Source organism: Curtobacterium poinsettiae (genome assembly GCF_047226435.1).
GTDB lineage: Bacteria > Actinomycetota > Actinomycetes > Actinomycetales > Microbacteriaceae > Curtobacterium > Curtobacterium poinsettiae.
In genome coordinates, this window is the sequence record NZ_CP178434.1 from 248,544 (window position 1) to 269,209 (window position 20,666).

23 protein-coding genes are annotated in these 20,666 nt (G+C 71.6%); 12 read left to right on the forward strand and 11 right to left on the reverse strand.

Going from position 1 to position 20,666, the window contains the following annotated elements:
- Nucleotides 1–58 precede the first annotated feature (58 nt).
- Both ACL00U_RS01175 and ACL00U_RS01180 read left to right on the forward strand, forming a co-directional pair.
- Nucleotides 59–235: a hypothetical protein gene (locus ACL00U_RS01175; protein WP_017887580.1), complete on the forward strand. Its 177-nt coding sequence runs from the start codon at nt 59–61 to the stop codon at nt 233–235.
- A 49-nt stretch (nt 236–284) separates the two neighbouring features.
- Nucleotides 285–1,289 (forward strand): diacylglycerol/lipid kinase family protein, encoded by a 1,005-nt coding sequence (locus ACL00U_RS01180; protein WP_056073268.1) that lies wholly within the window; start codon nt 285–287, stop codon nt 1,287–1,289.
- Here the strand turns inward: ACL00U_RS01180 and ACL00U_RS01185 are convergent.
- Nucleotides 1,286–1,999 carry a GAF and ANTAR domain-containing protein gene (locus ACL00U_RS01185; RefSeq protein WP_194589818.1) on the reverse strand — a complete coding sequence of 238 codons (714 nt, stop codon included), beginning with the start codon at nt 1,997–1,999 and terminating at the stop codon, nt 1,286–1,288. The genes ACL00U_RS01180 and ACL00U_RS01185 overlap by 4 nt on opposite strands.
- 199 nt (nt 2,000–2,198) lie before the next feature.
- Between ACL00U_RS01185 and ACL00U_RS01190 the strand changes: the two genes are divergently transcribed.
- From ACL00U_RS01190 to ACL00U_RS01210, 5 genes are all read left to right on the forward strand, one after another.
- Nucleotides 2,199–2,930: a S1 family peptidase gene (locus ACL00U_RS01190; RefSeq protein WP_017887577.1), complete on the forward strand. Its 732-nt coding sequence runs from the start codon at nt 2,199–2,201 to the stop codon at nt 2,928–2,930.
- Between the two features lie 143 nt (nt 2,931–3,073).
- Entirely contained in the window at nt 3,074–3,961 is an 888-nt protein-coding gene (locus ACL00U_RS01195) for an SDR family oxidoreductase (protein WP_194589817.1), read from the forward strand.
- A gap of 33 nt (nt 3,962–3,994) precedes the next feature.
- Entirely contained in the window at nt 3,995–4,294 is a 300-nt protein-coding gene (locus tag ACL00U_RS01200) for a Dabb family protein (protein WP_194589816.1), read from the forward strand.
- A gap of 224 nt (nt 4,295–4,518) precedes the next feature.
- Nucleotides 4,519–5,193: a hypothetical protein gene (locus ACL00U_RS01205; RefSeq protein ID WP_071251748.1), complete on the forward strand. Its 675-nt coding sequence runs from the start codon at nt 4,519–4,521 to the stop codon at nt 5,191–5,193.
- Between the two features lie 42 nt (nt 5,194–5,235).
- The gene (locus ACL00U_RS01210) at nt 5,236–5,655 is read left to right on the forward strand and encodes a RidA family protein (protein WP_194589815.1); all 420 of its coding nucleotides are present in this window, start codon (nt 5,236–5,238) and stop codon (nt 5,653–5,655) included.
- Between the two features lie 77 nt (nt 5,656–5,732).
- Here the strand turns inward: ACL00U_RS01210 and ACL00U_RS01215 are convergent, their stop codons facing one another.
- From ACL00U_RS01215 to ACL00U_RS01230, 4 genes are all read right to left on the reverse strand, one after another.
- Entirely contained in the window at nt 5,733–6,164 is a 432-nt protein-coding gene (locus tag ACL00U_RS01215; RefSeq protein WP_240048690.1) for a hypothetical protein, read from the reverse strand.
- 149 nt (nt 6,165–6,313) lie between these two features.
- A complete protein-coding gene (locus ACL00U_RS01220; RefSeq protein WP_017887570.1) occupies nt 6,314–7,111 on the reverse strand; it encodes an L-threonylcarbamoyladenylate synthase in 798 nt (265 codons plus the stop codon).
- A gap of 189 nt (nt 7,112–7,300) precedes the next feature.
- Complete coding sequence (locus ACL00U_RS01225; protein ID WP_042541237.1) at nt 7,301–8,788, reverse strand: putative Ig domain-containing protein; 1,488 nt, start codon at nt 8,786–8,788, stop codon at nt 7,301–7,303.
- Nucleotides 8,789–9,100: 312 nt separating this feature from the next.
- A complete protein-coding gene (locus ACL00U_RS01230; RefSeq protein WP_262118287.1) occupies nt 9,101–10,015 on the reverse strand; it encodes a helix-turn-helix transcriptional regulator in 915 nt (304 codons plus the stop codon).
- 101 nt (nt 10,016–10,116) lie between these two features.
- Here ACL00U_RS01230 and ACL00U_RS01235 point away from each other — a divergent pair, with 101 nt between their 5' ends.
- Nucleotides 10,117–10,800 carry an SDR family NAD(P)-dependent oxidoreductase gene (locus ACL00U_RS01235; RefSeq protein ID WP_194589813.1) on the forward strand — a complete coding sequence of 228 codons (684 nt, stop codon included), beginning with the start codon at nt 10,117–10,119 and terminating at the stop codon, nt 10,798–10,800.
- Between the two features lie 66 nt (nt 10,801–10,866).
- On the opposite strand, the gene poxB is transcribed toward ACL00U_RS01235, so the two are convergent.
- Entirely contained in the window at nt 10,867–12,591 is a 1,725-nt protein-coding gene (poxB, locus tag ACL00U_RS01240; protein ID WP_214533098.1) for a ubiquinone-dependent pyruvate dehydrogenase, read from the reverse strand.
- A gap of 98 nt (nt 12,592–12,689) precedes the next feature.
- Here poxB and ACL00U_RS01245 point away from each other — a divergent pair, with 98 nt between their 5' ends.
- Nucleotides 12,690–13,397: a phosphatase PAP2 family protein gene (locus ACL00U_RS01245; protein ID WP_263137030.1), complete on the forward strand. Its 708-nt coding sequence runs from the start codon at nt 12,690–12,692 to the stop codon at nt 13,395–13,397.
- A gap of 12 nt (nt 13,398–13,409) precedes the next feature.
- Here ACL00U_RS01245 and ACL00U_RS01250 read toward each other — a convergent pair whose 3' ends face one another.
- Nucleotides 13,410–14,654 (reverse strand): multidrug effflux MFS transporter, encoded by a 1,245-nt coding sequence (locus ACL00U_RS01250; RefSeq protein ID WP_042539876.1) that lies wholly within the window; start codon nt 14,652–14,654, stop codon nt 13,410–13,412.
- 46 nt (nt 14,655–14,700) lie between these two features.
- Between ACL00U_RS01250 and ACL00U_RS01255 the strand changes: the two genes are divergently transcribed.
- Nucleotides 14,701–15,141 (forward strand): MarR family winged helix-turn-helix transcriptional regulator, encoded by a 441-nt coding sequence (locus tag ACL00U_RS01255; protein ID WP_250895631.1) that lies wholly within the window; start codon nt 14,701–14,703, stop codon nt 15,139–15,141.
- Here the strand turns inward: ACL00U_RS01255 and soxR are convergent.
- The 3 genes from soxR to ACL00U_RS01270 form a co-directional block, all read right to left on the reverse strand.
- Nucleotides 15,138–15,656, reverse strand: a complete 519-nt coding sequence (gene soxR, locus ACL00U_RS01260; protein WP_262160702.1) for a redox-sensitive transcriptional activator SoxR — start codon at nt 15,654–15,656, stop codon at nt 15,138–15,140. The two genes, ACL00U_RS01255 and soxR, sit on opposite strands and share 4 nt — an antisense overlap.
- Nucleotides 15,657–15,735: 79 nt before the next feature.
- Nucleotides 15,736–16,788 carry a YdcF family protein gene (locus tag ACL00U_RS01265; RefSeq protein ID WP_194590967.1) on the reverse strand — a complete coding sequence of 351 codons (1,053 nt, stop codon included), beginning with the start codon at nt 16,786–16,788 and terminating at the stop codon, nt 15,736–15,738.
- Entirely contained in the window at nt 16,785–17,240 is a 456-nt protein-coding gene (locus ACL00U_RS01270) for an iron chaperone (protein ID WP_412873729.1), read from the reverse strand. Before ACL00U_RS01270 ends, ACL00U_RS01265 begins: the two co-directional genes overlap by 4 nt.
- A 91-nt stretch (nt 17,241–17,331) precedes the next feature.
- Here ACL00U_RS01270 and mgrA point away from each other — a divergent pair, with 91 nt between their 5' ends.
- Together mgrA and ACL00U_RS01280 are read left to right on the forward strand one after the other, a co-directional pair.
- Nucleotides 17,332–18,375, forward strand: coding sequence for an L-glyceraldehyde 3-phosphate reductase (mgrA, locus tag ACL00U_RS01275; protein WP_017887559.1), 1,044 nt, complete (start codon nt 17,332–17,334; stop codon nt 18,373–18,375).
- A 608-nt stretch (nt 18,376–18,983) separates the two neighbouring features.
- Nucleotides 18,984–20,237: an MFS transporter gene (locus tag ACL00U_RS01280; protein ID WP_412873730.1), complete on the forward strand. Its 1,254-nt coding sequence runs from the start codon at nt 18,984–18,986 to the stop codon at nt 20,235–20,237.
- A gap of 77 nt (nt 20,238–20,314) precedes the next feature.
- Here ACL00U_RS01280 and mnhG read toward each other — a convergent pair whose 3' ends face one another.
- Nucleotides 20,315–20,662 carry a monovalent cation/H(+) antiporter subunit G gene (mnhG, locus tag ACL00U_RS01285; protein WP_042539882.1) on the reverse strand — a complete coding sequence of 116 codons (348 nt, stop codon included), beginning with the start codon at nt 20,660–20,662 and terminating at the stop codon, nt 20,315–20,317.
- Nucleotides 20,663–20,666 lie beyond the last annotated feature (4 nt).

Consider the following 20,666-nt stretch of genomic DNA (forward strand, 5'->3'; position numbering starts at 1 on the left):
GCCCACCCCGCCCGACCCCGACCCGCACGCACCACACCCCACCGAAGGAACCACCACCGTGAAGACCGTCATCGTCCTCGTCGTCATCTGGGCCGTCCTGTCCATCGTCGGCTTCGCCCTGAAGGGCCTGCTCTGGCTCGGCATCATCGGCATCGTCCTGCTGCTCGGCACGATCGTCTTCGGCGCCGTCCGCCGCAGCGGCAACAAGGCTCGCAACGCCGGCCGGACCAACTAGTCCGCCACTGGCGAAGCGCACCACCAGCAGGAACCCCCGCACCGACCGCATGCCGACGCCCCCGAACGAACCCGGCCCGCTGCGCGCCGCCGTGGTCGTGAACCCGACCAAGATCGACGCGGCCCGGCTCCGGGCCGTGCTCCGCACCGAGGAGCGCGCGCACGGATGGGACGAGTCGCTCTGGCTCACCACCAGCGCCGACGACGACGGACGCGCGGCCGCCAGGGCGGCGTGCGCGGCACACCCGAGCGTCGTCCTGGTCGCCGGCGGCGACGGCACGCTCCGGATCGTCGCCGAGGAGCTCCGCGGCACCGGGATCCCGGTGGCGCTCCTCCCGAGTGGCACCGGCAACCTGTTCGCGCGCAACCTCGGCCTGCCCCTCGGCGACCTCCAGCGGTCCGTTCGTGCGGGCCTCACCGGGGTCGACCGCCCGATCGACGTCGGACTGGCCGACCTGACCGACCCGGCCGGCGTCACCACGTCCCACGCGTTCCTGGTGATGACCGGCATCGGCCTCGACGCGAGCATGGCGGCGGACACGAACGCCTGGGTCAAGAAGCGCCTGGGGTGGGTGGCCTACTCGGACCCCATCGCCCGGTCCGTCATCGGCAACCGGCAGATCCCGGTGCACTACGGGATCGACGACGCCCCGCTCCGAAGCATGAGCGCGCACACGATCATCGTCGGGAACTGCGGCACGCTGACCGCCGGCATCCTGCTGCTGCCCGCGGCGCGACCGGACGACGGGGTCCTCGACGCCGTGGCGTTCCGGCCCGCCGGGTGGTTCGGGTGGACGAAGGTCGGGTACGCCCTGACGCTCAACCGGTTCTTCTCGCGCACCCGGTTCGGGCGGCTCCTGGCCCGGGTCCTGCCGACGTCACGTGCGCTCCGGTACACCCGGGCGCGGACGCTCCGGCTGACCGTCGACACCCCCGAGCGCGTGCAGCTCGACGGCGATGCGTTCGGCGAGGTGGTCGCGGTGACGCTCACCACCGACCACCACGGCCTGGTGCTGCGGACGGAGCCGGACGGGCCGCGGACCCGACGGGCCTAGCCGGTGCTGCCGAGGTCGGCGCCCCGGTGCACGACGTCCTCGGCCAGCGCGCGGAGGCTGCGGCCGGCGTCGGCCGCAGCACCTCGCAGCAGCTGGAACGCCTCGTCCATCCGGATGCCCCGCCGGTAGGCGAGCGCACCCTTCGCCTGCTCGACGAGCACCCGCGCCCCGAGGGCGTCCTCGACCCGGTCCTCGATCGTGACGGGGCCACCACGGTCCCGCTGGCGCACGAGGGCAGCCGAAGCGGCGTCGGCGAGCAGCTGGATCAGCACGACGTCCTCGTCGCTGTGGCCGCGGGTGTGGTCGGCGAAGACGCACAGCGAGCCGATCGTCCGGTCCCGCAACCGGATCGGCTCGGCGAACGTGCCCTGCAGCCCACGGTCACGCATCGTCGTCACGAATGCCGGCCACTCCGACTCGTGCGTCGACACGTCGGCCACGTCGACGGTCGTGCCGGTCCGGTAGCAGTCGAGGCACGAGCCCTCGTCCGTCCCGAGCTGGGCTTCTTCGGCCTCGCTGCTGCGCTCACTCGTCGAGGCCAGGACCTGCAGCGTGCCGAACCGGTCCGCGATGACGATGCCTGCCTCGATCGCCGAGGTCGCCTCGACGCACGCCGCGATGACGCGGTCCACGGCGTCGAGCACGTCGAGACCCGGCTCCAAGACCCGCGCGACCCGGTCCGGGAAAGCGGTCTCGTCACTCGTCGTCATGCACCCGACGCTACGACGAGACCGTTGGCGCACCGCCCAGCCAGTTCGCGTACCGGACGACCGGTACCGGCCTGCGAGGACACGATCGACGCCCGCGTCCGTCGAAGTGCGGACTGGTGCGAACCCTGAGCAAGGGGCAAGGATGGCGCATCAGTTGCACAACGCAACTGGTAGGTGCTTCACCGACAGAGGAGTCGTCATGAAGAAGTCCATCGCAGCCGCGTTCGCCGCGGTCGCCGTCATCACCGCCGGCGTGTTCGCCGCTTCGCCCGCGTCCGCGCTGCCCGTCAGCACGAAGGTCGTCGGCGGCGAGAAGGCCCCCACCACCTCGTGGGCCGTGCAGCTCGAAGCATCCGGCGGCTCCATCCCCTCGGGGTACGTCAGCAACTGCACCGGCGAGCAGCTCAACGCCTCGTGGGTCCTCACCGCCCGGCACTGCATCGACGGGATCGGCGCGATGCGGGTCTACCACTCCAACTCCACCGTCAACCGCGGCACGGCCGTCTCGGTCGACCGCATCAGCACCTCGCCCGCCGGAGACATCGCGCTCGTGCACCTGCGGACCGCCTACCCGCTGTCCACCTACGCACCCCTCGACCTCACCGCGACCGCCAAGTCGAGCGGCACCGGCACCATCCAGGGCTACGGCCTGCGGGCCAACGCCACCCAGTCCGACGGCCTGTACCAGGCCACCGTCTCGCTCACCGGCGCGAGCACCGACGCCTTCAGCGGTCGGGCCCAGCACCTCACCGGCGTGACCGGTGCCTCGAACCACGGCGACTCGGGCGGCCCGCTGCTCGTCAACGGCAAGGTCGTCGCCGTCTGCTCCACCGGCGACAGCGCCGACCCCGGCGCCAACACCAAGGCCGGCTCCAACTACGCCCTGCTGTCGCAGGCCTCGTCCTGGATCAAGACCACGGCCGGCGTCTGAACCAGCTGACCCACTGGAGGCGCGGTGCCAGCTGGCACCGCGCCTCCAGTGGCGTCCACACCCGTCTTCAGGGCGCGGGGTCGCCTGCGCCCGCCAGCTGCCAGCTGAGCGCCCGTCCGGGGCACGACGACGACAGTGGGGCCATGAGCCAGTACGAGAAGCGCGATCCGAACACCCTCTACCCGGCACCGCCGTACCCGAAGCAGGAACAGTCGCTGCCGGGCGCCGCGTGGAAGATGGAACCGAAGCCCGACCACGGCGAGGACAGCTACGTCGGGCTCGGCCGCCTGAAGGGGTACCGCGGCGTCGTCACCGGTGCCGACTCCGGTATCGGCCGTGCCGCCGCCATCGCCCTGTCACGCGAAGGCGCGGACCTGGTGCTCTCCTACCTGCCGGATGAGCAGGAGGACGCGGAACAGGTCCGCGACCTGCTCGAGTCCGAGGGCCGTCGGGCCGTGCTGTTCCCCGGGGACATCTCCGACGAGCAGTACTGCACGGACCTGGTGCAGAAGGGCGTCGACGAGTTCGGCGGCCTCGACACCCTGGTGATGGTCGCGGGCCGCATGGAGAGCAACGACGACATCCTCACGCTCGACACCTCGATGTTCGACTCCACCTTCAAGACCAACATCTACTCGCTGTTTTGGCTGACCAAGGCCGCGGTTCCCCACCTGGAGCCCGGGTCGACCATCGTGACGACCGGTTCGATCCAGGCGTCCACGCCGTCCCCGGACAAGATCGACTACGCGGTGTCGAAGGGTGCGATCAAGCTCTTCACCGAGGCCGTCGCGCAGCAGCTCGCGCCGAAGGGCATCCGGGTCAACTCCGTCGCGCCCGGCCCGGTGTGGACGCCGCTGCAGCCGGGTTCCGACGACGCCGAGACGGTGTCGCACTTCGGCGAGAGCTCGCCGTTCGGCCGTCCCGGTCAGCCCGCCGAGCTCGGTGCCGCCTACGTGCACCTGGTCAGCCCGGAGTCGAGCTACCAGTCCGGGTCGACGATCACGATCGCCGGTGGGACGCCGGCGTTCTGACCTGGCGTTCTTGCGTTCGAGGAAGGGGACCACGTGTCCGGAGTGACGCACACCGTGCTGGTCGAGTGGGACGGGGCAAACCGTTCCGCCGAGGCCTCGGCCCTGTCGCGTGCGCACCTGCCACGGGTCGAGGGGGTCGAGTCGGTGCAGTCCGGCACCAGCGTGAGTACCGAGGGACTGGAGGGCGGGTTCCACTGGATGCTCGTCGTCCGCTTCCGTGATCGTGTCGCGCTCGCCGGGTACCTGCCGCACCCGGAGCACCGGCCGGTGGCGGACTTCATCGGGGCGGCGAGTGCGCGGGTCGTCGTGTTCGACGTCGAGGACGCCGACTGATCACCGCGCCGGAAGCTGTGTAACGCTCTGGTTGCGATGGCGACCGAGGGGTTCCGTTCCCCGTGGAGGCTCGAAGTACGGTGGATCGGCCATCGCAACGGCGCGGGGGTCACCGGTCGGCGCCGCTTCGTCGCGCCCACGCCGGTCGGGTCCCCGCCTGCGGGCGGGGACCCGTTCGACGTCCACCCACGGAAGGACCAGACGATGATCGGCAACCAGACCCTGTGAACAGCACCATCCGGACCGCCGGCGTGACCCTCGGACTCCTCGCGGCGGCGACGCTGACCGCGTGTTCCGGGCCGTCCGCTCCGACGCCGACCCGGACCGTGACCGCGACGGTGACGCCGACCCCGACGGCCGACCCCGGCACCCCGACGCCCACGCCGTCCCCGACTGCGACGGGAACGGCGTTCGACCTGTCGGACCCGGCAACCTGGACCATCTCCACGAAGGAGGTCGGGCCGATCGCGCTGGGCGGCGAGGTGGAGGGGGAGATCGACGACCTGGCAGCCGCCTACACCCGGAGCACGGATGCGTGTCCGGCCAGCCCGGAGACGACGTTCTGGAACCGAGATGACGCTCCCGGCCTCATCGTCATCCCCCGCGACGGCAAGGTCGTGGGCGTGACCATCGGTGGGCTGGGGCCGGATCCGGTGACGACGAACTCGCCCGAGACCGACGCCGGGATCGGCATCGGCACGCCCCTGACCGAGGTGCGCTCCGCGTACCCGGACCTGCAGTACACCGGCACCTACGGTGAGGACCAGGGGCCGTACTCGATGTGGAGCGTGCAGGCCGACGGACGCTACATGACGTTCCAGCTCGGGACGGACGGCGCCACCGTGGGCGCGATCTGGGTGGGGTCGACCGCGATGTTGCCGTACGAGTACTGCGCCTGAGGTACCCGGGCCCGGAGCATCGCGGCTGGCAGGATGACGTGCATGGCCAGCGCAGTCCGTCTCATCCGGTCCGACGTCCTGAGCGATGTGGCGCAGTACGCGTACGCGTCGACCGTGCCGAGCGGGACGCGGCTCGTGTTCCTCGCCGGGGCCTGCCCGCTCGCCCCTGATGGGTCGACCGTCGCGGTCGGGGACTACGCGGGCCAGGCCGCCAGGTGCATCGAGACGATGCAGCAGGCGTTGCGTGCCGCTGACGCGTCCATCCAGGACGTCGTGAGCACCCGCGTGCTCGTGGCGTCCTCGCGACAGGCCGACCTCGTCACCGCGTGGGACGTTGTCCGCGACGCCTTCGGCACGCACGACGTGCCGAGCACCCTGCTCGGGGTCACGGCGCTCGGCTACGACGACCAGCTGGTCGAGATCGAGGCGGTCGCGGCGGTCCCGGACGATCTGCCCGTGTGACGGTGCAGAGCGCTCCTTGGACCACCTGGACTGCCCGATCCGGTCCGTCGGTGTCCTGCCCGGTGCTCCGGCCGGCCTCAGAAGCCGGGACCGGCTTTGACCAGGGCGATGCCGACTCCGACGAGTGCGAGGACGATGCCGGCGGCGAACGTGCGCGGGGACGGCTTCTCCCCGCGGAGCCGGGCCACGACGGGGCCGAGGAGGGCGAGCCGGACCACGAGGTACGCGATCGCGAGGATCTCGGCCACCAGCCCGGACGCGCCGGTCAGCCAGGCGTAGGCGAGGACGGCCGCCGGGACGAGACCGGAGGTGAGGACGGGCAGCGAGTCGCGCAGCTCGGCTCCGATGGTCTCCCCGGCGAGCCGTTGGTCACTCCGCGCACGGCGGCCGACCAACTCGGCGAAGGTGTGCGCCAGGAAGGTCGAGAACGCGGTGGCGAGGACGTACCAGAGCCCCCGACCACTCGCGGCGGTGTCCGGGACCATCGGTGCGATCGTGCCCAGGATCACGATGTTCCCGTACGCGAACGCCGTGATGCGGCTCGAGGCGTCCTCACGCGACAGACGCTTCCGTGCCGTTGGTCTCGCCGCACGCCTGGTGCCCGGCGTCGTGTCCGGGTCTCCTGCCGAGACGGCGGTGCCGAGGCGTCCGTGCGGGCTCAGTAGTACTCACCCTGTCGGTAGTCCCAGCTGGTGAACGTGTCGGCGAGCAGCCCCATGATCCGGTCGACGTCGAGCCCCTTGCGGATGAGCGTGGGGGCGGGAGTGATCGAGCGCTGTCCGTCCTGCACCGGGATCAGGGTTCCCGAGCTGTCGACCATCGACACCATGACGCCCTGCTCGTAGCGGGTCTCGGTGCTCTTCTCCGGCTGGATGGACGCGACGTAGTCGTCCGCCTCGACGATCACGTCGGCACGTTCGGCGATGCGCTCCCCGATGCCGTCGACCACACCGCGGTTGCCGGTGCCCGACGGGTTGGCGGAGCTCGCGAAGGCGAACTTGCCGTGCTCCGTCCAGAGCTCGCGGGCGGCGAGCTCGCCAGGGACGCCGAACTTGATGACGAAGCAGGACGTGCCGCGGGTGTCCATCATCAGGTCGTCCGAGCCGTCGGTCGGCAGCGCGGCCCGGCCCTGGTCGCTCCAGGGCAGGATGCAGCCGAGCAGGATGTCCTCGTCCCAGCACCGCTGGTACAGGGCGTCGATCTCGGGGGTGAGCTGTGCGATGCTGCGCAGCATCTCGAGCGAGCTCACGAGGACGACGCCGGGCTTGTTCCGGTTGCGCTCCTTGGCGTCGAACTTCCGCTCCAGGCCCGCGCGGTCCGAGGTCATCAGGATGTAGCCGACCTTGGTGGGGACCACCGCCAGTCCGCCGTCGTGGAGCAGCGCGTCCACTGCGCTCCGGGGCACGCCGCCGGTCCAGTGCACTCGGTTCATGCTGACCTGCGTGTCGTCGTTCATGCCCGTCCTCGTTCCGCTCTCGATACCAGACGATCGTCTGACAGCGGGAGCCTATGGACGCCGGTCGAGCCGGACAAGGGCGGTGGGAGCGACCTGTGGGCCTTCTCCGAAGGGTTCAGGCGGTCTCGCAGCGAAGGGCCGAGGGACCAGCACGTGTCCTGAGTCCCTCGGTGCTTCGTCAGTGGTGGGTCAGTGCTGCTTCCGTCGACGGGCCTGCAGGGTGATCACACCGACGCCGGTCAGTGCGAGTCCCGCCGCCCACGGCAGCAGGTGCATCGCGTCGCTCCCGGTGTAGGCCAGTCGACCGGTCGGGGCTGCGGCGGCGATGGCGCCCGTCGGAGTGGCGGGGGTCACCACGGTCGAAGCGGTCGGACGGACGTCCACCGTGAACGCGGTCGCGAAGCTGCTCGACGCGACGGTCAGGGCGTGGGTCGACGCGTGCGGGAACGTCACTTCGGCACCTGCCCACGGGTCGGTGTTCGGCACGATGACGTCGGAGGCGTGGTCGGACGTCACCGTGAACGGTGCCGGGTAGCCGTCGGCGTCGTCGACCTCGTTGCCGAAACGGTCGACGAGGTTGCCGCTGACCAGCAGGGTGCCGCCCTGGTCGATGGTCGGCTGCCCGCCCTCGAAGCCGGCGCCGAAGACGGTGTACCCGCCGTCGGGGTCGTGGGTGGTCTCGTTCTGGAAGGTCCAGACGGCGCCGTTGCGTTCGATGACCCAGCTCGTGGAGTGCGCGGTGAGGAACGTGTCCTTGTCCTCTGCCGTGACCCGCACGCCGAGTGGTGTCGTCGCGTCCACGGTGATGTTCACGAACTGCGAGGCCGTCGTCGAGCCGGTGGTCGCGTCGATGCGGAACGCGTACGTGCCCGAGTACCTGGTCGTGCCGGACAGCACGCCGGTGGCGTGGTCGAGCGACAGCCCGTAGGGGAGGTAGCTCGATTCGTCCTGGCCGGGCTCGTCGCCGTACGGGTCGTCGAGCGAGTAGTACTCGGCCGAGTACGTCGGCTTCGGGAACCCGTCCGCGGCGAACGTGTGGGCGAAGCGCTCACCGGCCGTCGTCGTCAGCATGACCGGCTCGTCCTCGGTGGACGCATCGGGGAACGACGGTGTCTGGGTGACTGGGGCGGTCGTCGCGGTCGCGGTCTGGCCGTCGTCACCCGTGATCGTGACGGTGATGACCTTGCCCGCGTCGGCAGCGGTGACGACGTACGACCCGGTCGTGACGGGCAGGGCGGTGCCGTCGCTCGTCCATGCGTAGGACAACGTGCCGGTGAAGTCCGTCCCCGTCGCGGTCAGCGTGCTGCCCACGGTCGCGTCCCCGGTGATGGTCGCCCCTGGTGTGGCGGCGGGGTCCGCGGCAGGAGTCGACGTCGCCGGGGCGGTCGGAGTGCTGCTGGGCGCGGTGGTTTCGTCCGCGGGCGCTTCCGTGTCGTCAGCGGCTTCCGGAACGGGCGTGGCAGGAGTCGTCGCCGTGGGCGCGGACTCGGCGGCGTCCGCAACGGTGACGGTGCCCTCGGCGGGGGTGACGTCGGAGCTGGGCGACGTGCTCGCCGACGTTTCCGGCAGCTCGGCGGCGGTGGCGGACAGTGCCCCGAAGCCGGTGCTCAGTCCGATGACGGCGATCGTCGCGCCGATCGCGCATGCGCGTCGGAATGATGCAGTGCTGTGTGGCACGGGTTGTCCCCTCGGGTGTGCCGTCCGACAACAGCCGGACGAGTGCGATCGCCGGAAGCCGGCGCTCTCGGATCGTAGCCAACCTGTGAGGCGTCTTTGAGCCGCAGGGTGCGCATCACCCGCGAAGTGGGGGAGCCGCGTCGCATCGCTGTCGTGCAGCACCCTCGCCGTGAACGGGATCCGCGCGATCGACGTCGGGAGCGGGTCCGTCACGGTGGTGGCGCTCCCGGTGGCCCTCGGGCTGGTCCTGCTCGTCCTCCACAGTCGTGGTTCCCTTGCGCTTTCACCGCGGAAACCTGTGCGGCCCGCTCGCTAGTCCGGCCACGAGGAGCCCGGACACGCCGACCCGCACGGAACGCCGCCCGACCCGCCCCCGCCCCCGCCTCGCCCCACCAATGACTGCGTCCCCACCACAACAGCCAGCGCCAGCCGCTCCGCATCCACCGACCCGGGCTCCGCCGTGTACGCCAGGATCCGCAGGTCCTCCGGCCCGACGACCAGGGTGTCGCAGTCCAGGGTGAGCAGCCCGACGTCCGGGTGGTCGATCACCTTCCGCCGGGCGGTCTCGCCCGGCGCGGTCGCGCCCGAGTCCCACAGCTCAACGAACCGCGGGCTCGCCGCCCGCAGCTCCCGCACGAGGTGCTGCAGCTGGCGGTCGAGCGGGTAGCGGGCTGCGGTCATCCGGAGCCCCGCCACCAGGTTCGCCTCGAACACCGCCTGCTCCTGTGGTGTGTGCACGGCACGGCTGCCGGAGCCGACCAGGTGCCGCCACGTCGTGTTCCGGTCGTTCCCGCGCAGCGCCTCGACCGGCCCCATCAGTGCGTCGTACGGGGCGTTGGCGACGAGCAGGTTGCCCGCGGCGTCGAGCACCGCGACCGGGGTGTCCGCCAGGCGGTCGAGCAGTCGCTGCACGCTCGGCGGGATCCGCGACGGCACCACGTCGGCGCCCGGGACCGCGTGCCCGGCGAGCCGGTAGAGCAGCTCGCGGTTGGCATCGGTGACCCGGAGCGCCCGCACGAGCGCCTCGACGACCTGGGCCGATGGCGAGGTCGCGCGCCCCTGCTCGAGCCGGGTCAGGTAGTCGGCGGAGATCCCCGCGAGCTGTGCCAGCTCTTCTCGACGCAGCCCGGCCGCTCTCCGACGCGGCCCGACGACCACGCCGACGGCATCGGGAGAGACGTGGTCGCGCAGCCGCCGCAGGGTGTGCCCGAAGTCCGTGTCCGCCATGCCCCCAGTCTGCGCGCGCCGAGCGGCCGGGTCCTGACCCTGCCGGTCCTACGACAACCGGTCGACTCCCTGCGGTCGTCGCCGAGTACGACGCTGGACCCATGACAACGACACTCATCACCGGGGCCACCCGCGGCCTCGGCCGGGAAACCGCCCGTCAGCTCGTCGAGGCGGGCCACTCCGTCTGGATCGGCGCACGGAACGCCGACCAGGGCGCCGCGGTCGCCGCCGAGATCGGCGCCCGCTCCGTCCAGCTCGACGTCCGCGACGACGACTCGGTCGCCGCGGCCTTCGCCCACGTCGACGCGAACGGCGGACTCGACGTGCTGGTCAACAACGCCGGCATCGCCGTCTGGGGGCAGAACGGCCCCGAGGCGCTCGCCGTCTTCGACACGAACGCCGTCGGCACGATCCGCGCGACCGAGGCCGCGCTGCCGCTCCTGCGTCGTTCGGCGAACCCGATCGTGGTGAACCTGTCGAGCGCGCTCGGCTCCTTCACCGCCACCCACGACCCGTCGAAGCCGGCGTCCACCGTGCCTGCCGTGGTCTACGGCGCGTCCAAGGCCGCCGTCTCGATGCTGACGGTGCAGTACGCACGCGTCGTGCCCGAGGTGCACTTCGTCGCGATTGAGCCCGGCTACACGGCCACCGAGTTCGGTGGCATGCCGAACCCGCACGGTCGCCCCGTCGAGGTCAGCGCCGCGACGATCGCGGCCGCCGCGAGCGCGGGCCCGGAGGGCCCCACCGGCGTGTTCCTGGAGGACGGCCAGACGCTCGGGTGGTGACGAAGAGACGGACTGGAGGCTCGTGGCGGCGCCGCCACGAGCCTCCAGTCCGTCGTCCGCTCGCGTCTACAGCAGCTGGCGCGCGTTGGTGGACGCGAGGTCCAGCAGCTCGTCGCCGCGACCCGACAGCACCGTGCGGATGGCGTAGAGCGTGAAGCCCTTCGCCTGCTCGAGCGTGACCGCCGGGGGCATGGAGAGCTCCTGGCGGTTCGCGCGGACCGACACGAGTGCGGGGCCGTCGTGCGCGAGCGCGGCGGCCATCGCGTCCTCGAAGTCGTCGGACACGTCGACCTGGAAGCCCTTGATGCCGATCGCCTCGGCGACCGCGGCGAAGTCCGGGTTCTGCAGCTCGGTGCCGTAGTTCACGAAGCCGGCGGCCTTCATCTCGAGCTCGACGAAGTTGAGCGACGAGTTGTCGAAGACCACGATCTTCACGGGCAGCTTGTTCTGCACGATCGTGATGAGCTCGCCGAGGAGCATCGTCAGCCCGCCGTCGCCGGCCAGCGCGATCACCTGCCGGTCCGGGAAAGCGGTCTGCGCACCGATCGCCTGCGGGACGGCGTTCGCCATCGTGCCGTGCACGAACGAGCCGATCAGCCGGCGCTTGCCGTTCATCGTGAGGTAGCGCGACGCCCACACGACGGGGGAGCCGACGTCGGGGATGAAGACGGCGTCCTCGGCGGCGAGCCGGTCGAGCACCCGGGCGACGTACTGCGGGTGCAGGGGCTTCTTCTTCCCGGCGGGGACCGCCAGGTCGTCGAGCTTCTCGCGGGTCTTCCGGTAGTGCTTCAGGGAGTCCTCGAGGTGCTTCGTCGGGTGCGAGCCGGTCAGCAGCGGGACGAGTGCGAGGGCGGTGTCCTTGACGGTGCCGACCAGGCCGATGTCGACCGGGTGCCGACGGCCGAGCTGCGAGCCGCGGATGTCGACCTGCACGTGCTTCGCCTTGGCCGGGAAGAACTGCTGGTACGGGAAGTCGGTGCCGAGCATGAGCACGACGTCGGCGTCCTCCATCGCGCGGTACCCGGAGGCGAAGCCGAGGAGCCCGGTCATCCCGACGTCGTACGGGTTGTCGTGCTCGATGTACTCCTTGCCGCGCAGTGCGTGCACGATCGGGGCCTGCAGGCGCTCGGCCAGGGCGACGACCTCGTCGTGGGCGTCCGCGACGCCGGCTCCGGCCAGGATCGTGATCCGGTCGGCACCGTTCAGCAGGTCGGCGGTGCGCTGCAGCTCGGCCTCGCTCGGCACGATCCGCGGGGTGGTCCGCTCGATGCGGGTGACGCGGTCGTCCTTCGCCTCGGCGAGCAGGACGTCGCCGGGGATCACGAGCACCGCGACACCGCGCTTCTCGATCGCCTCGCGCATCGCGATCTCGAGCAGGCGGGGCATCTGCACCGGGTCGGCGACGTACTCGACGTAGACGGAGCACTCGCGGAACAGCTCCTGCGGGTGGGTCTCCTGGAAGTAGCCGGAGCCGATCTCCGCGGTGGGGATGTGCGCGGCGATCGCCAGCACCGGCACCCGCGAACGGTTCGCGTCGTACAGGCCGTTGATCAGGTGCAGGTTGCCGGGGCCGCAGCTGCCGGCGCAGACGGTCAGGTCACCGGTCAGGGCAGCTTCGGCCGAGGCGGCGAACGCAGCAGCCTCCTCGTGACGGACGTGCTCCCACCGCATCGTGCCGTCCTTGCGCAGGGCGTCGGTGAAGCCGTTCAGGGAGTCCCCGGGCAGGCCGTAGACCCGGTGGATGTCGTTGGCGCGGAGGGTGGCGACGATGTTCTCGGCAACGGTTGGCATGCGTCCTGTCTACTCCCGACCGCTGCGCTGAACGCTTTCGGATGATCGTGAGGCTCGCTCGACCCCAGATGCCGAGGTCGGGCTGCGACGATGGTCTGATGACCGACGACGCGCCGCTCCTCCGTCCCCGCCGACGGGAGCCCGCCGCGTACGGGATCCTCGAGCGCTCGCCGTACCCGCTCGTCTCGGTGGCGATCGCCGTCATCGCGGTCGTCGTCATCACCATCGTCGGGTTCACCCTGGGCACGGTGGACCTCGGGCTGTCCACGGCCCTCAACGCGTTGCACACCGGGTTCACCGGGGCGTTCACCACGGCGGTCTACCACGTGATCAGTCCGGCCCCGGCGATCGGGATCACGGTCGTCGTCGTCGCCGTGATCTGGTGGCGCACGCGCGACCTGCGCCCGGCGCTGGCGTTCGGCGGCACGATCGCGATCACGTGGGTGCCGTCCGCCGTCGTGAAGGAGATCGTGCACCGTGCCCGGCCCGACGTCGCCGTGCTGCCGCACCCGTTCCCGGTGCAGCCCGACCCCGGGTACCCGAGCGGGCACACGGTCTACATCACGGCGTTCGTCATCGCCCTGATCTGGCTGCTCCGCGAGACCCGCTGGCACCGACTGGCGTTGACGCTCGGGGTCGTGGCCATCGTGATCGTGTTCTTCGCGGTGTCGATCGACGCGGTGCACTACCCGACCGACGCCGCTGCCTCGATCCTGTGGGCGCTCGCCGTGGCGCCGGGGGTGCGGGTGGTGTGGGTCGACTGGCTCATGCCGCGGGTGCCGTTCCTGCGGCCGCGGCGAGGCTGACGCCGGGCTGGGTCAGCGGGCCGTGCTGGTCCGGCCCCGCGCCGCGAGCAGCGCCACGACGGCCACCACCGCGGCGGCGAGCATCACGATCGCCAACGGTGCCGCGGTGTCCGAGCCGCCGATGCTGACGAGCGGGGACACGAGCGCCGCGAGCCCGAACTGCAGCGCACCGAGCACGGCCGAGGCGCTGCCGGCGGCCGACGGAACCGCACCGAGGGCGAGCGCCGTGGCGTTGCCGAGCACCAGGCCGAGCGAGCCCACCGCGGTGAACAGCGGCACGGCGAGCCAGATGACCGGCGCCCCGGAGACGACGAGCAGCGCGAACGCGACGGTCGACGCGAGCACGAGCACGATGCCGAGCGACAGCACCCCCGTGACCGAACGGGTCGCGGTGAGCTTGGCGGACAGGATGCTGACGCCCATCAGCGCCAGGGCGTTCAGCCCGAAGGCCAGGCCGTAGCCGACCGTGCCGAAGCCGATCATGTCCTGGTACAGGAACGGTGATGCGGAGATGTAGGCCATCATCACGGCGAACGCGAAGCCGAACACGGCCGTGTAGCCGAGGAACGTGCGGGAGCGCAGGGCTCGGAGTGCGGAGCCCGAGCCGCGGCGTTCCGCGCGCAGGGTGTCACGGTGTTCCTTCAGGTGGGTCTCGCGGATCACGGCGAGGACCGCGACGAGCATGACGACGGACAGGCCGAGAACGATCGAGAGCAGGCCGCGCCAGCCGATCGGGCCGGTGAGCAGGCCGCCGAGCAGCGGTGCGACGACCGGGGCGACCCCGCCGACGATCATCATGAGCGAGAACGCCCGGGCGGCGGACTTGCCCGTCGCCAGGTCGGAGATGACCGCACGGCTGATCACCATGCCGGCCGCACCGCCGAGGCCCTGCAGCAGGCGGGCGGCGATGAGCACGCCGATGTTCGGCGCGAGCACCGCGGCGATGCTGGCGAGCACGCACACGGCGGCGCCGGCGATGAGCGGCGGCACACGGCCGAACCGGTCGGACAGCGGGCCGAACACGAGCTGGCCCGCGGTCACGCCCACCAGGAACGCGGTCAGGGTGAGCTGCACGGCGGTGGCGCTCGCCCCGAGCTCGGTGGTCATCTGCGGGAACGCCGGCAGGTACAGGTCGGTGGCGAAGGGGGCGACGGCACTGAGCAGGCCGAGCACCAGGAGCAGCGCGGTCGTGATGCCCTGCTGCTTGGTCGTGGGTGTCGCGATCGTCGCGCGGATGGTTCCGGTGTCCGTGGTCATTGTTATGAAAGCATAACTCATCGCCGGAGATCGGTACAGTACGGACATGCACTCCGCCGTGTCCGACCACGTCCTCGCCGAGTTCGCGGACGTCCTGCTCCGGATCGCGCGCGACATCGACCCGCACGGCTCGGAGACGCTCGACATCGTGCCGCTGACCGGTACCGAGGCGCTCGTGATGCGCTGGATCAACCGCAACCCGGGCACCTCGCCCAGCACCACCGCCGAGGCCACCGCCCTGCAGCGCAGCAACCTCAGCGTCGCGCTCCGGTCGCTCGTGGCCAAGGGGATGGTCGAGCGGCGCCAGGACCCTGCCGACGCCCGTACCGTGCAGCTGCACTCGACCGCGCTGGCGCAGGAGAGCGTCGACCGGCTCTACCGGCACTGGTCCGGCAAGCTCCGGACGGCACTCGGCGGCGACGAGCGGGGCACGGCCGAGGCCCTCGCGCTGCTGCAGCGGATCGACGACGGACTGCGCGCGGGTTAGGCGACAGCGTCCTCGGCAGCGCCGGCAGCGCCGGCAGCGCCGGCCGCGTCGTCCTCGATCGGCAGCAGTCGGCGTGCGCCGTGCCCCTCGTCGCCCAGGGTGTCGCCCGGGTTCACGACCGAGCAGGCCCCGAGCGAGACGCAGCCGCAGCCGATGCACTGCGTCATCTCCTGCTGCAGGCGCTCGAGCTCCAGCTGGCGGGCCCGCAGTCGTGCGCGCCACCGCTCGTTCAGCCGGTTCCAGTCGCGCAGCGAGGGCATGCGGTCGGCGGGCAGCGCCTCGAACTGCTCGGCGACCTCGCTGAGCGGGATGCCGAGGCGCTTGGCCACCTGGATGATCGCGATCCGCCGTTCGACGTGCCGCGGGTACATCCGCGTGCCACCGTCGGTGCGCTCCGGGTGGATCAGCCCCTTGCGCTCGTAGAAGTGCAGGGCCGAGGCGGCCACGCCCGTGCGGCGCACGATCTCGCCGATGGGCAGCAGGTCGGTGGGACGTGGCGGCTGGATCTCGACCATGGTCGAGATCTTACGGCGGCTCGGACCGGAGGCGCGTGGCGGGCCCGCCACGGGCCTCCAGTCCGTCCGTGGGTCGCGTCTACCGCTGCTGGAACGACTCCCAGAGCAGGAACCCGGTGAACAGCACGAACGGCGTGCAGGCGACGACGTTGAGCCAGCGGTGCTCGACGATCACGGCCGCGAACTCCCGCAGGAACGCGCTCGGGACGTAGTACGCGGCCGTGCGCGCGCCGACGACCTGGGCCGGCAGGTCGAGGCGACGGGCCAGGGTCGCGGCCCGCAGCACGTGGTAGTTGTTCGTGACCACGACCATCTGGCCGTCCCGTCCGGCGGCCGTCTGCACGTCCCGCGAGAACCGCAGGTTCTCGCGGGTGTTCCGGGACGCGGTCTCCGGCACCACGTCGTCCGGGTCGGCGCCGTTCGCCACCAGGTACTCGGCCATCGCGGTGCCCTCGGGGCGGGGTTCGTCGTCGCCCTGCCCGCCGGACGGCACGAGGAGCGGCCGGCGTCCGGCGCTCCGTTCGGCCCGGTAGACGCCGAGCGCCCGGTCGAGCCGGCTCTGCAGCAGCGGTGGGACCTCGCCGTGCACGAGCCCGGAGCCGAGGACGACGATCGTGTCGGGGACGATGCCGTGCCGCGTCCGCCCGTAGACCACCGAGTACAGGGCGAAGGCGACCAGGGACAGGGCGAAGTACCCGCAGACGAACACCATCAGGACGGCGACCGCGATCTTCGTGCCGTCCCAGAGCGTGAAGCCCTCACCGCTCCCCGAGACGAGCAGGGCGATGGCGACCGCCGGCAGCACGAACACGGCCACCCCGGCGGCGAGCGACAGCAGGTTGCCGACGCTGCGGCCCTCGGCCCGGAGCATCTGCAGGCCGTTCGCGACCAGGGCGACCCCGAGCACCACCACGACGAGCGGCACGAGCAACAGCACCACGGCGACGAGCAGGCTGAACCCGGGGACCACCGCGGTCAGCACGGACACGACCGTCGCGAGCCCGAACAGCACGGCCGCGGTCAGGAACACCCCGTTGCGGAGCATCCGCGGGTCCCGGCGTCGTCCCAGCAGGTAGAGCACCAGGAACAGCAGGGCGAAGACGGGAGCGGCCCCCAGCCCGAGCACCGTCACCCGATCGCGCGACGGATCAGCTCGGCCACCCGTGCCTCGTCGGCCTCGGAGAACTCCGGGCTGATCGCCCACGACGTCGGCCAGAACGTGCCGTCGTCGAGCGCGGCCGAGTCCTGGAACCCGAGCGTCGCGTACCGGGCCTTGAACTTCGCGGCGTCCTGGAAGAAGAACACCGCCTTGCCGTCGCGCGCGTAGGCGGGCATGCCGTACCAGAGCTTCGGCGCGAGTTCGGGTGCGACCTCGAGCGCGAGGCGGTGGATGCGCTCGGCCAGCCCCCGGTCCGGCTGGGGCATCTCGGCGATCTTCGCCTCGACCGCCGCGGCGTCGGCTGCGGCCTTCTCGGCCTTGGTGCCCTTCGTGCTGCGGGTGCGCTTGACCTCGGCGGCGTGCTCCTGCATCGCCGCGCGCTCCTCGTCGGTGAAGGTGGTCTCGGTCTTCGTCGTCCGTGCCATCGTCGTCTCCTCGTGGTCTGGTGCACCCATCATGGGTCCGCGAAGCGAAGCACGGGAGGCCGTGGCCGTCTTCGAGTGCCAGGCTCGTTGCATGACCTACATCGCCAGTGACGACCGCTACGACTCGATGACGTACCGCCGGACCGGCCGCTCGGGCCTCGACCTGCCGTTGCTCTCCCTGGGCTACTGGCACAACTTCGGGGACGACATGCCGTTCGAGAACCAGCGCGCCATCAGCCGTCGGGCCTTCGACCTCGGGATCACCCACCACGACCTCGCGAACAACTACGGCCCGCCGTACGGCGCAGCAGAGGTGAACTTCGGCCGCCTGATGCGTGAGGACTTCCGGCCGTACCGTGACGAGATGGTCGTCTCGACGAAGGCGGGCTGGGACATGTGGCCCGGACCGTACGGGCAGGGCGGCGGCTCGCGCAAGTACGTGCTCGCCTCGCTCGACCAGTCCCTGCAGCGCACGGGCCTGGACTACGTCGACGTCTTCTACTCGCACCGTCTCGACGCGTCGACCCCGCTCGAGGAGACGATGGGCGCCCTGCACACCGCGGTCCAGCAGGGCAAGGCGCTGTACGTCGGGATCTCGTCGTACGACGCCGAGCGCAGTCGGCAGGCAGCCGAGATCCTCCGCGACCTCGGCACCCCGCTCCTCATCCACCAGCCCTCGTACTCGATGCTCAACCGTTGGATCGAGACCGAGGGGCTGCTCGACACGGCCGGCGAACTCGGCTTCGGCGTGATCGGCTTCACCGCCCTCGCGCAGGGGCTGCTGACCGGCAAGTACCTGAACGGTGTGCCCGAGGACTCCCGAGCGGCGGCGGGCAAGTCCCTCGACGCGTCGAGCATCACGCCCGAGGTCGTCGAGCACCTCCGCGCCCTGAACGACGTCGCCGCCGCCCGCGGACAGTCCCTCGCGCAGCTCGCGCTCGCCTGGGCACTCCGCGACGAGCGGGTGACCTCGCTCGTGATCGGTGCGTCGCGGGTTTCGCAGCTCGAGGACAACGTCGCCGCGCTGTCGAACACGTCGTTCACCGACGAGGAGCTCCGCGTCATCGACGAGCACTCCGTCGGCATCACCGACGTCGACCTGTGGGCGGGAGCCCGCGCGGGCGAGGTCTCCTGACCCGAGCGACCCGCCGCAGCAGTTCCTCGGCTGGTCGCATCTCGTTGCTCGGTCAGCTCAGCTGACTGGTCACGACACGTCGCGGGTCGCCTGCCGACTGGTCGCGAACTGTCGGCTGGCGGCGCCGCAGGCGACGGTCTGCGACCGCGCCGCGGCCGGCCGACGGGGTGTCGTGACCGCTGCGGGGCCCTGGGCGTGCGGCACGGCGGACGGGAGGCGCGGGGCACGCCGCCACGCGCCTCCCGTCCGCCGTCCGGTCGCGTTCCGTCGCGTTCCGTCGTGGGGCCGGCCCGCGCGGCCCGGTCACGACACGTCGCGGGTCACCTGCCGACTGGTCGCGAACTGTCGGCTGGCGGCGCCGCAGGCGACGGTCTGCGACCGCGCCGCGACCGGCCGACGGGGTGTCGTGACCGGCCGACGGGGTGTCGTGACCGGCGGGACCAAGCCCGGCCCGAACTCCTCCGGGCCCCGGCGCCCGCTTGGTACGATGGGCGCTGTTCAGAACACGCAGTGTGTATCTACCGGCCGCCGGCTCCCCGGCGGACAACGGCGGCACCCGATGGGTCCGCCCCCGCCGAACCGGGTCGGGCCGAGAAGGCACAACCCCGATGCTCCAGACCCGTTCCACCAGCGACACCGGCACCACTCCGGCCGCAGCCGACGCCTCACTCGTCTCCCTCGCCGGCCGTTGGTACTTCCCCGTCGCGTTCATCGCCCGGCTCCCGTTCGCCATGATGGTCGTCGGCGTCCTGACACTGGTCGTCGCCACCCGTGACTCCGTCGCCCTCGGTGGCGTCAACTCCGCCGCCGTCGGCATCGGCTCCGCGATCTTCGGCCCGTTGGTCGGCGCCGCGGCCGACCGCTTCGGCCAGCGGGCGGTGCTCGTCCCCGTCGGCCTGGTGAACGCGGCGCTGCTCGGGTTCTTCCCGTTCGTCGTCAGCGGCACCGCGCCCGACCTCGCGGTCCTCGCGGTCGCGTTCTGCATCGGTGCGTCGGCCCCGCAGGTCGCCCCGATGTCCCGCACGCGGCTCGTCGCGATCATCGGCCAGCGGATGGCCCCGGCACGGCGCGAGAAGACCCTCAGCGGCACCATGGCCTACGAGTCCGCCGCCGACGAGACCGTCTTCATCATCGGGCCCTTCCTGGTCGGCATCCTCGCCAGCGCGATCGCGCCGTGGGTGGCCGTCGCCGGCGCCTCGGTCCTGACGTTCGTGTTCGTCACCGCATTCGCGCTGCACCCGACCGGCAAGCTCGTGGTCGGCCAGCACGCGGAGCTGACGCAGGCACCCGCGCGGCAGCTCCTGCGCCCGCGACTCGTGGTGGTGGTGGTCGGCATCCTCGGCATCGGCCTGTTCTTCGGCTCGACGCTCACCTCGCTCACCGCGTTCATGGAGACCCACGGCGAGGCCTCGCAGGCTGGTCTGCTCTACGGCCTGATGGGCATCGGGTCCGCCGGGTTGGCGCTCGGGTCGGCGGCGTTCCCCCGGGCGTTCGGCCTCGGCTGGCGCTGGCTCGTCTTCGGTGTCGTGCTCCTCGGCGGTGCGATCGCGTTCGCCAGTGCCGACTCCGTCGTCGCCGCGGGCGTCATCCTCGCGATCATGGGCATCGGGATCGGGCCGACCCTGGTCGCCCAGTACAGCCTCGGCTCGGACCGGTCACCCGTCGGCCGCTCCGCCACCACCATGACGATCCTCGGGTCCGCGGTCATCGTCGGCCAGTCGATCGCCTCCGCCATCGCGGGTGACGTCGCCGAGCAGCACGGCACCGCAGCGGCGATGCTGCTGCCGGCGGTCTCCGCCGCCGTCGTCGTGGTCGCCGCGGTCGGCAACCTGCTGCTGCCCCGCCGGGTCGCGACCGCCTGACGGCGAACGTGACCACCTGACGGACGGGAGGCCCGTGGCCACGCCGCCACGGGCCTCCCGTCCGTCAAGTGCCTGCGTCAGGACTCCGTGTCGTCGACGAGCAGGTCCTCGTGCCGGTAGTCGTCGGCTCGCAGGCCGGCGCGGGCGATCATGTGCGTCGAGACCGGCACCAGGAAGAGCTGGAACACCATGATCGGCAGGACGACCCAGAACGCCGTCCACGTCCACACCGCGACGACGATGGCGGCCAGCGCGAGGGCGAGCCCGAGCACCTGCGGCTTCGCCATCGCGTGCAGGCGGACGAGCGGGTCCGGGAACCGGACGATGCCGACCCCTGCACCGAGCGACAGCAGGGACCCGACGAGCAACAGCCCGACGGCGATCCAGGCCCGGATGCCGGCGTCGTCGACGAACGACTCGATCATCTCG

Bases quoted from the DNA above. Each gene is read 5' to 3' on its own strand.
- ACL00U_RS01180 (WP_056073268.1), top strand. From the start codon at position 285: ATGCCGACGCCCCCGAACGAACCCGGCCCGCTGCGCGCCGCCGTGGTC.
- ACL00U_RS01185 (WP_194589818.1), bottom strand. From the start codon at position 1,999: ATGACGACGAGTGACGAGACCGCTTTCCCGGACCGGGTCGCGCGGGTC.
- ACL00U_RS01190 (WP_017887577.1), top strand. From the start codon at position 2,199: ATGAAGAAGTCCATCGCAGCCGCGTTCGCCGCGGTCGCCGTCATCACC.
- ACL00U_RS01195 (WP_194589817.1), top strand. From the start codon at position 3,074: ATGAGCCAGTACGAGAAGCGCGATCCGAACACCCTCTACCCGGCACCG.
- ACL00U_RS01210 (WP_194589815.1), top strand. From the start codon at position 5,236: ATGGCCAGCGCAGTCCGTCTCATCCGGTCCGACGTCCTGAGCGATGTG.
- ACL00U_RS01220 (WP_017887570.1), bottom strand. From the start codon at position 7,111: ATGAACGACGACACGCAGGTCAGCATGAACCGAGTGCACTGGACCGGC.
- ACL00U_RS01230 (WP_262118287.1), bottom strand. From the start codon at position 10,015: ATGGCGGACACGGACTTCGGGCACACCCTGCGGCGGCTGCGCGACCAC.
- ACL00U_RS01235 (WP_194589813.1), top strand. From the start codon at position 10,117: ATGACAACGACACTCATCACCGGGGCCACCCGCGGCCTCGGCCGGGAA.
- poxB (WP_214533098.1), bottom strand. From the start codon at position 12,591: ATGCCAACCGTTGCCGAGAACATCGTCGCCACCCTCCGCGCCAACGAC.
- ACL00U_RS01245 (WP_263137030.1), top strand. From the start codon at position 12,690: ATGACCGACGACGCGCCGCTCCTCCGTCCCCGCCGACGGGAGCCCGCC.
- ACL00U_RS01250 (WP_042539876.1), bottom strand. From the start codon at position 14,654: ATGACCACGGACACCGGAACCATCCGCGCGACGATCGCGACACCCACG.
- ACL00U_RS01255 (WP_250895631.1), top strand. From the start codon at position 14,701: ATGCACTCCGCCGTGTCCGACCACGTCCTCGCCGAGTTCGCGGACGTC.
- soxR (WP_262160702.1), bottom strand. From the start codon at position 15,656: ATGGTCGAGATCCAGCCGCCACGTCCCACCGACCTGCTGCCCATCGGC.
- ACL00U_RS01270 (WP_412873729.1), bottom strand. From the start codon at position 17,240: ATGGCACGGACGACGAAGACCGAGACCACCTTCACCGACGAGGAGCGC.
- mgrA (WP_017887559.1), top strand. From the start codon at position 17,332: ATGACCTACATCGCCAGTGACGACCGCTACGACTCGATGACGTACCGC.
- ACL00U_RS01280 (WP_412873730.1), top strand. From the start codon at position 18,984: ATGCTCCAGACCCGTTCCACCAGCGACACCGGCACCACTCCGGCCGCA.
- mnhG (WP_042539882.1), bottom strand. From the start codon at position 20,662: ATGATCGAGTCGTTCGTCGACGACGCCGGCATCCGGGCCTGGATCGCC.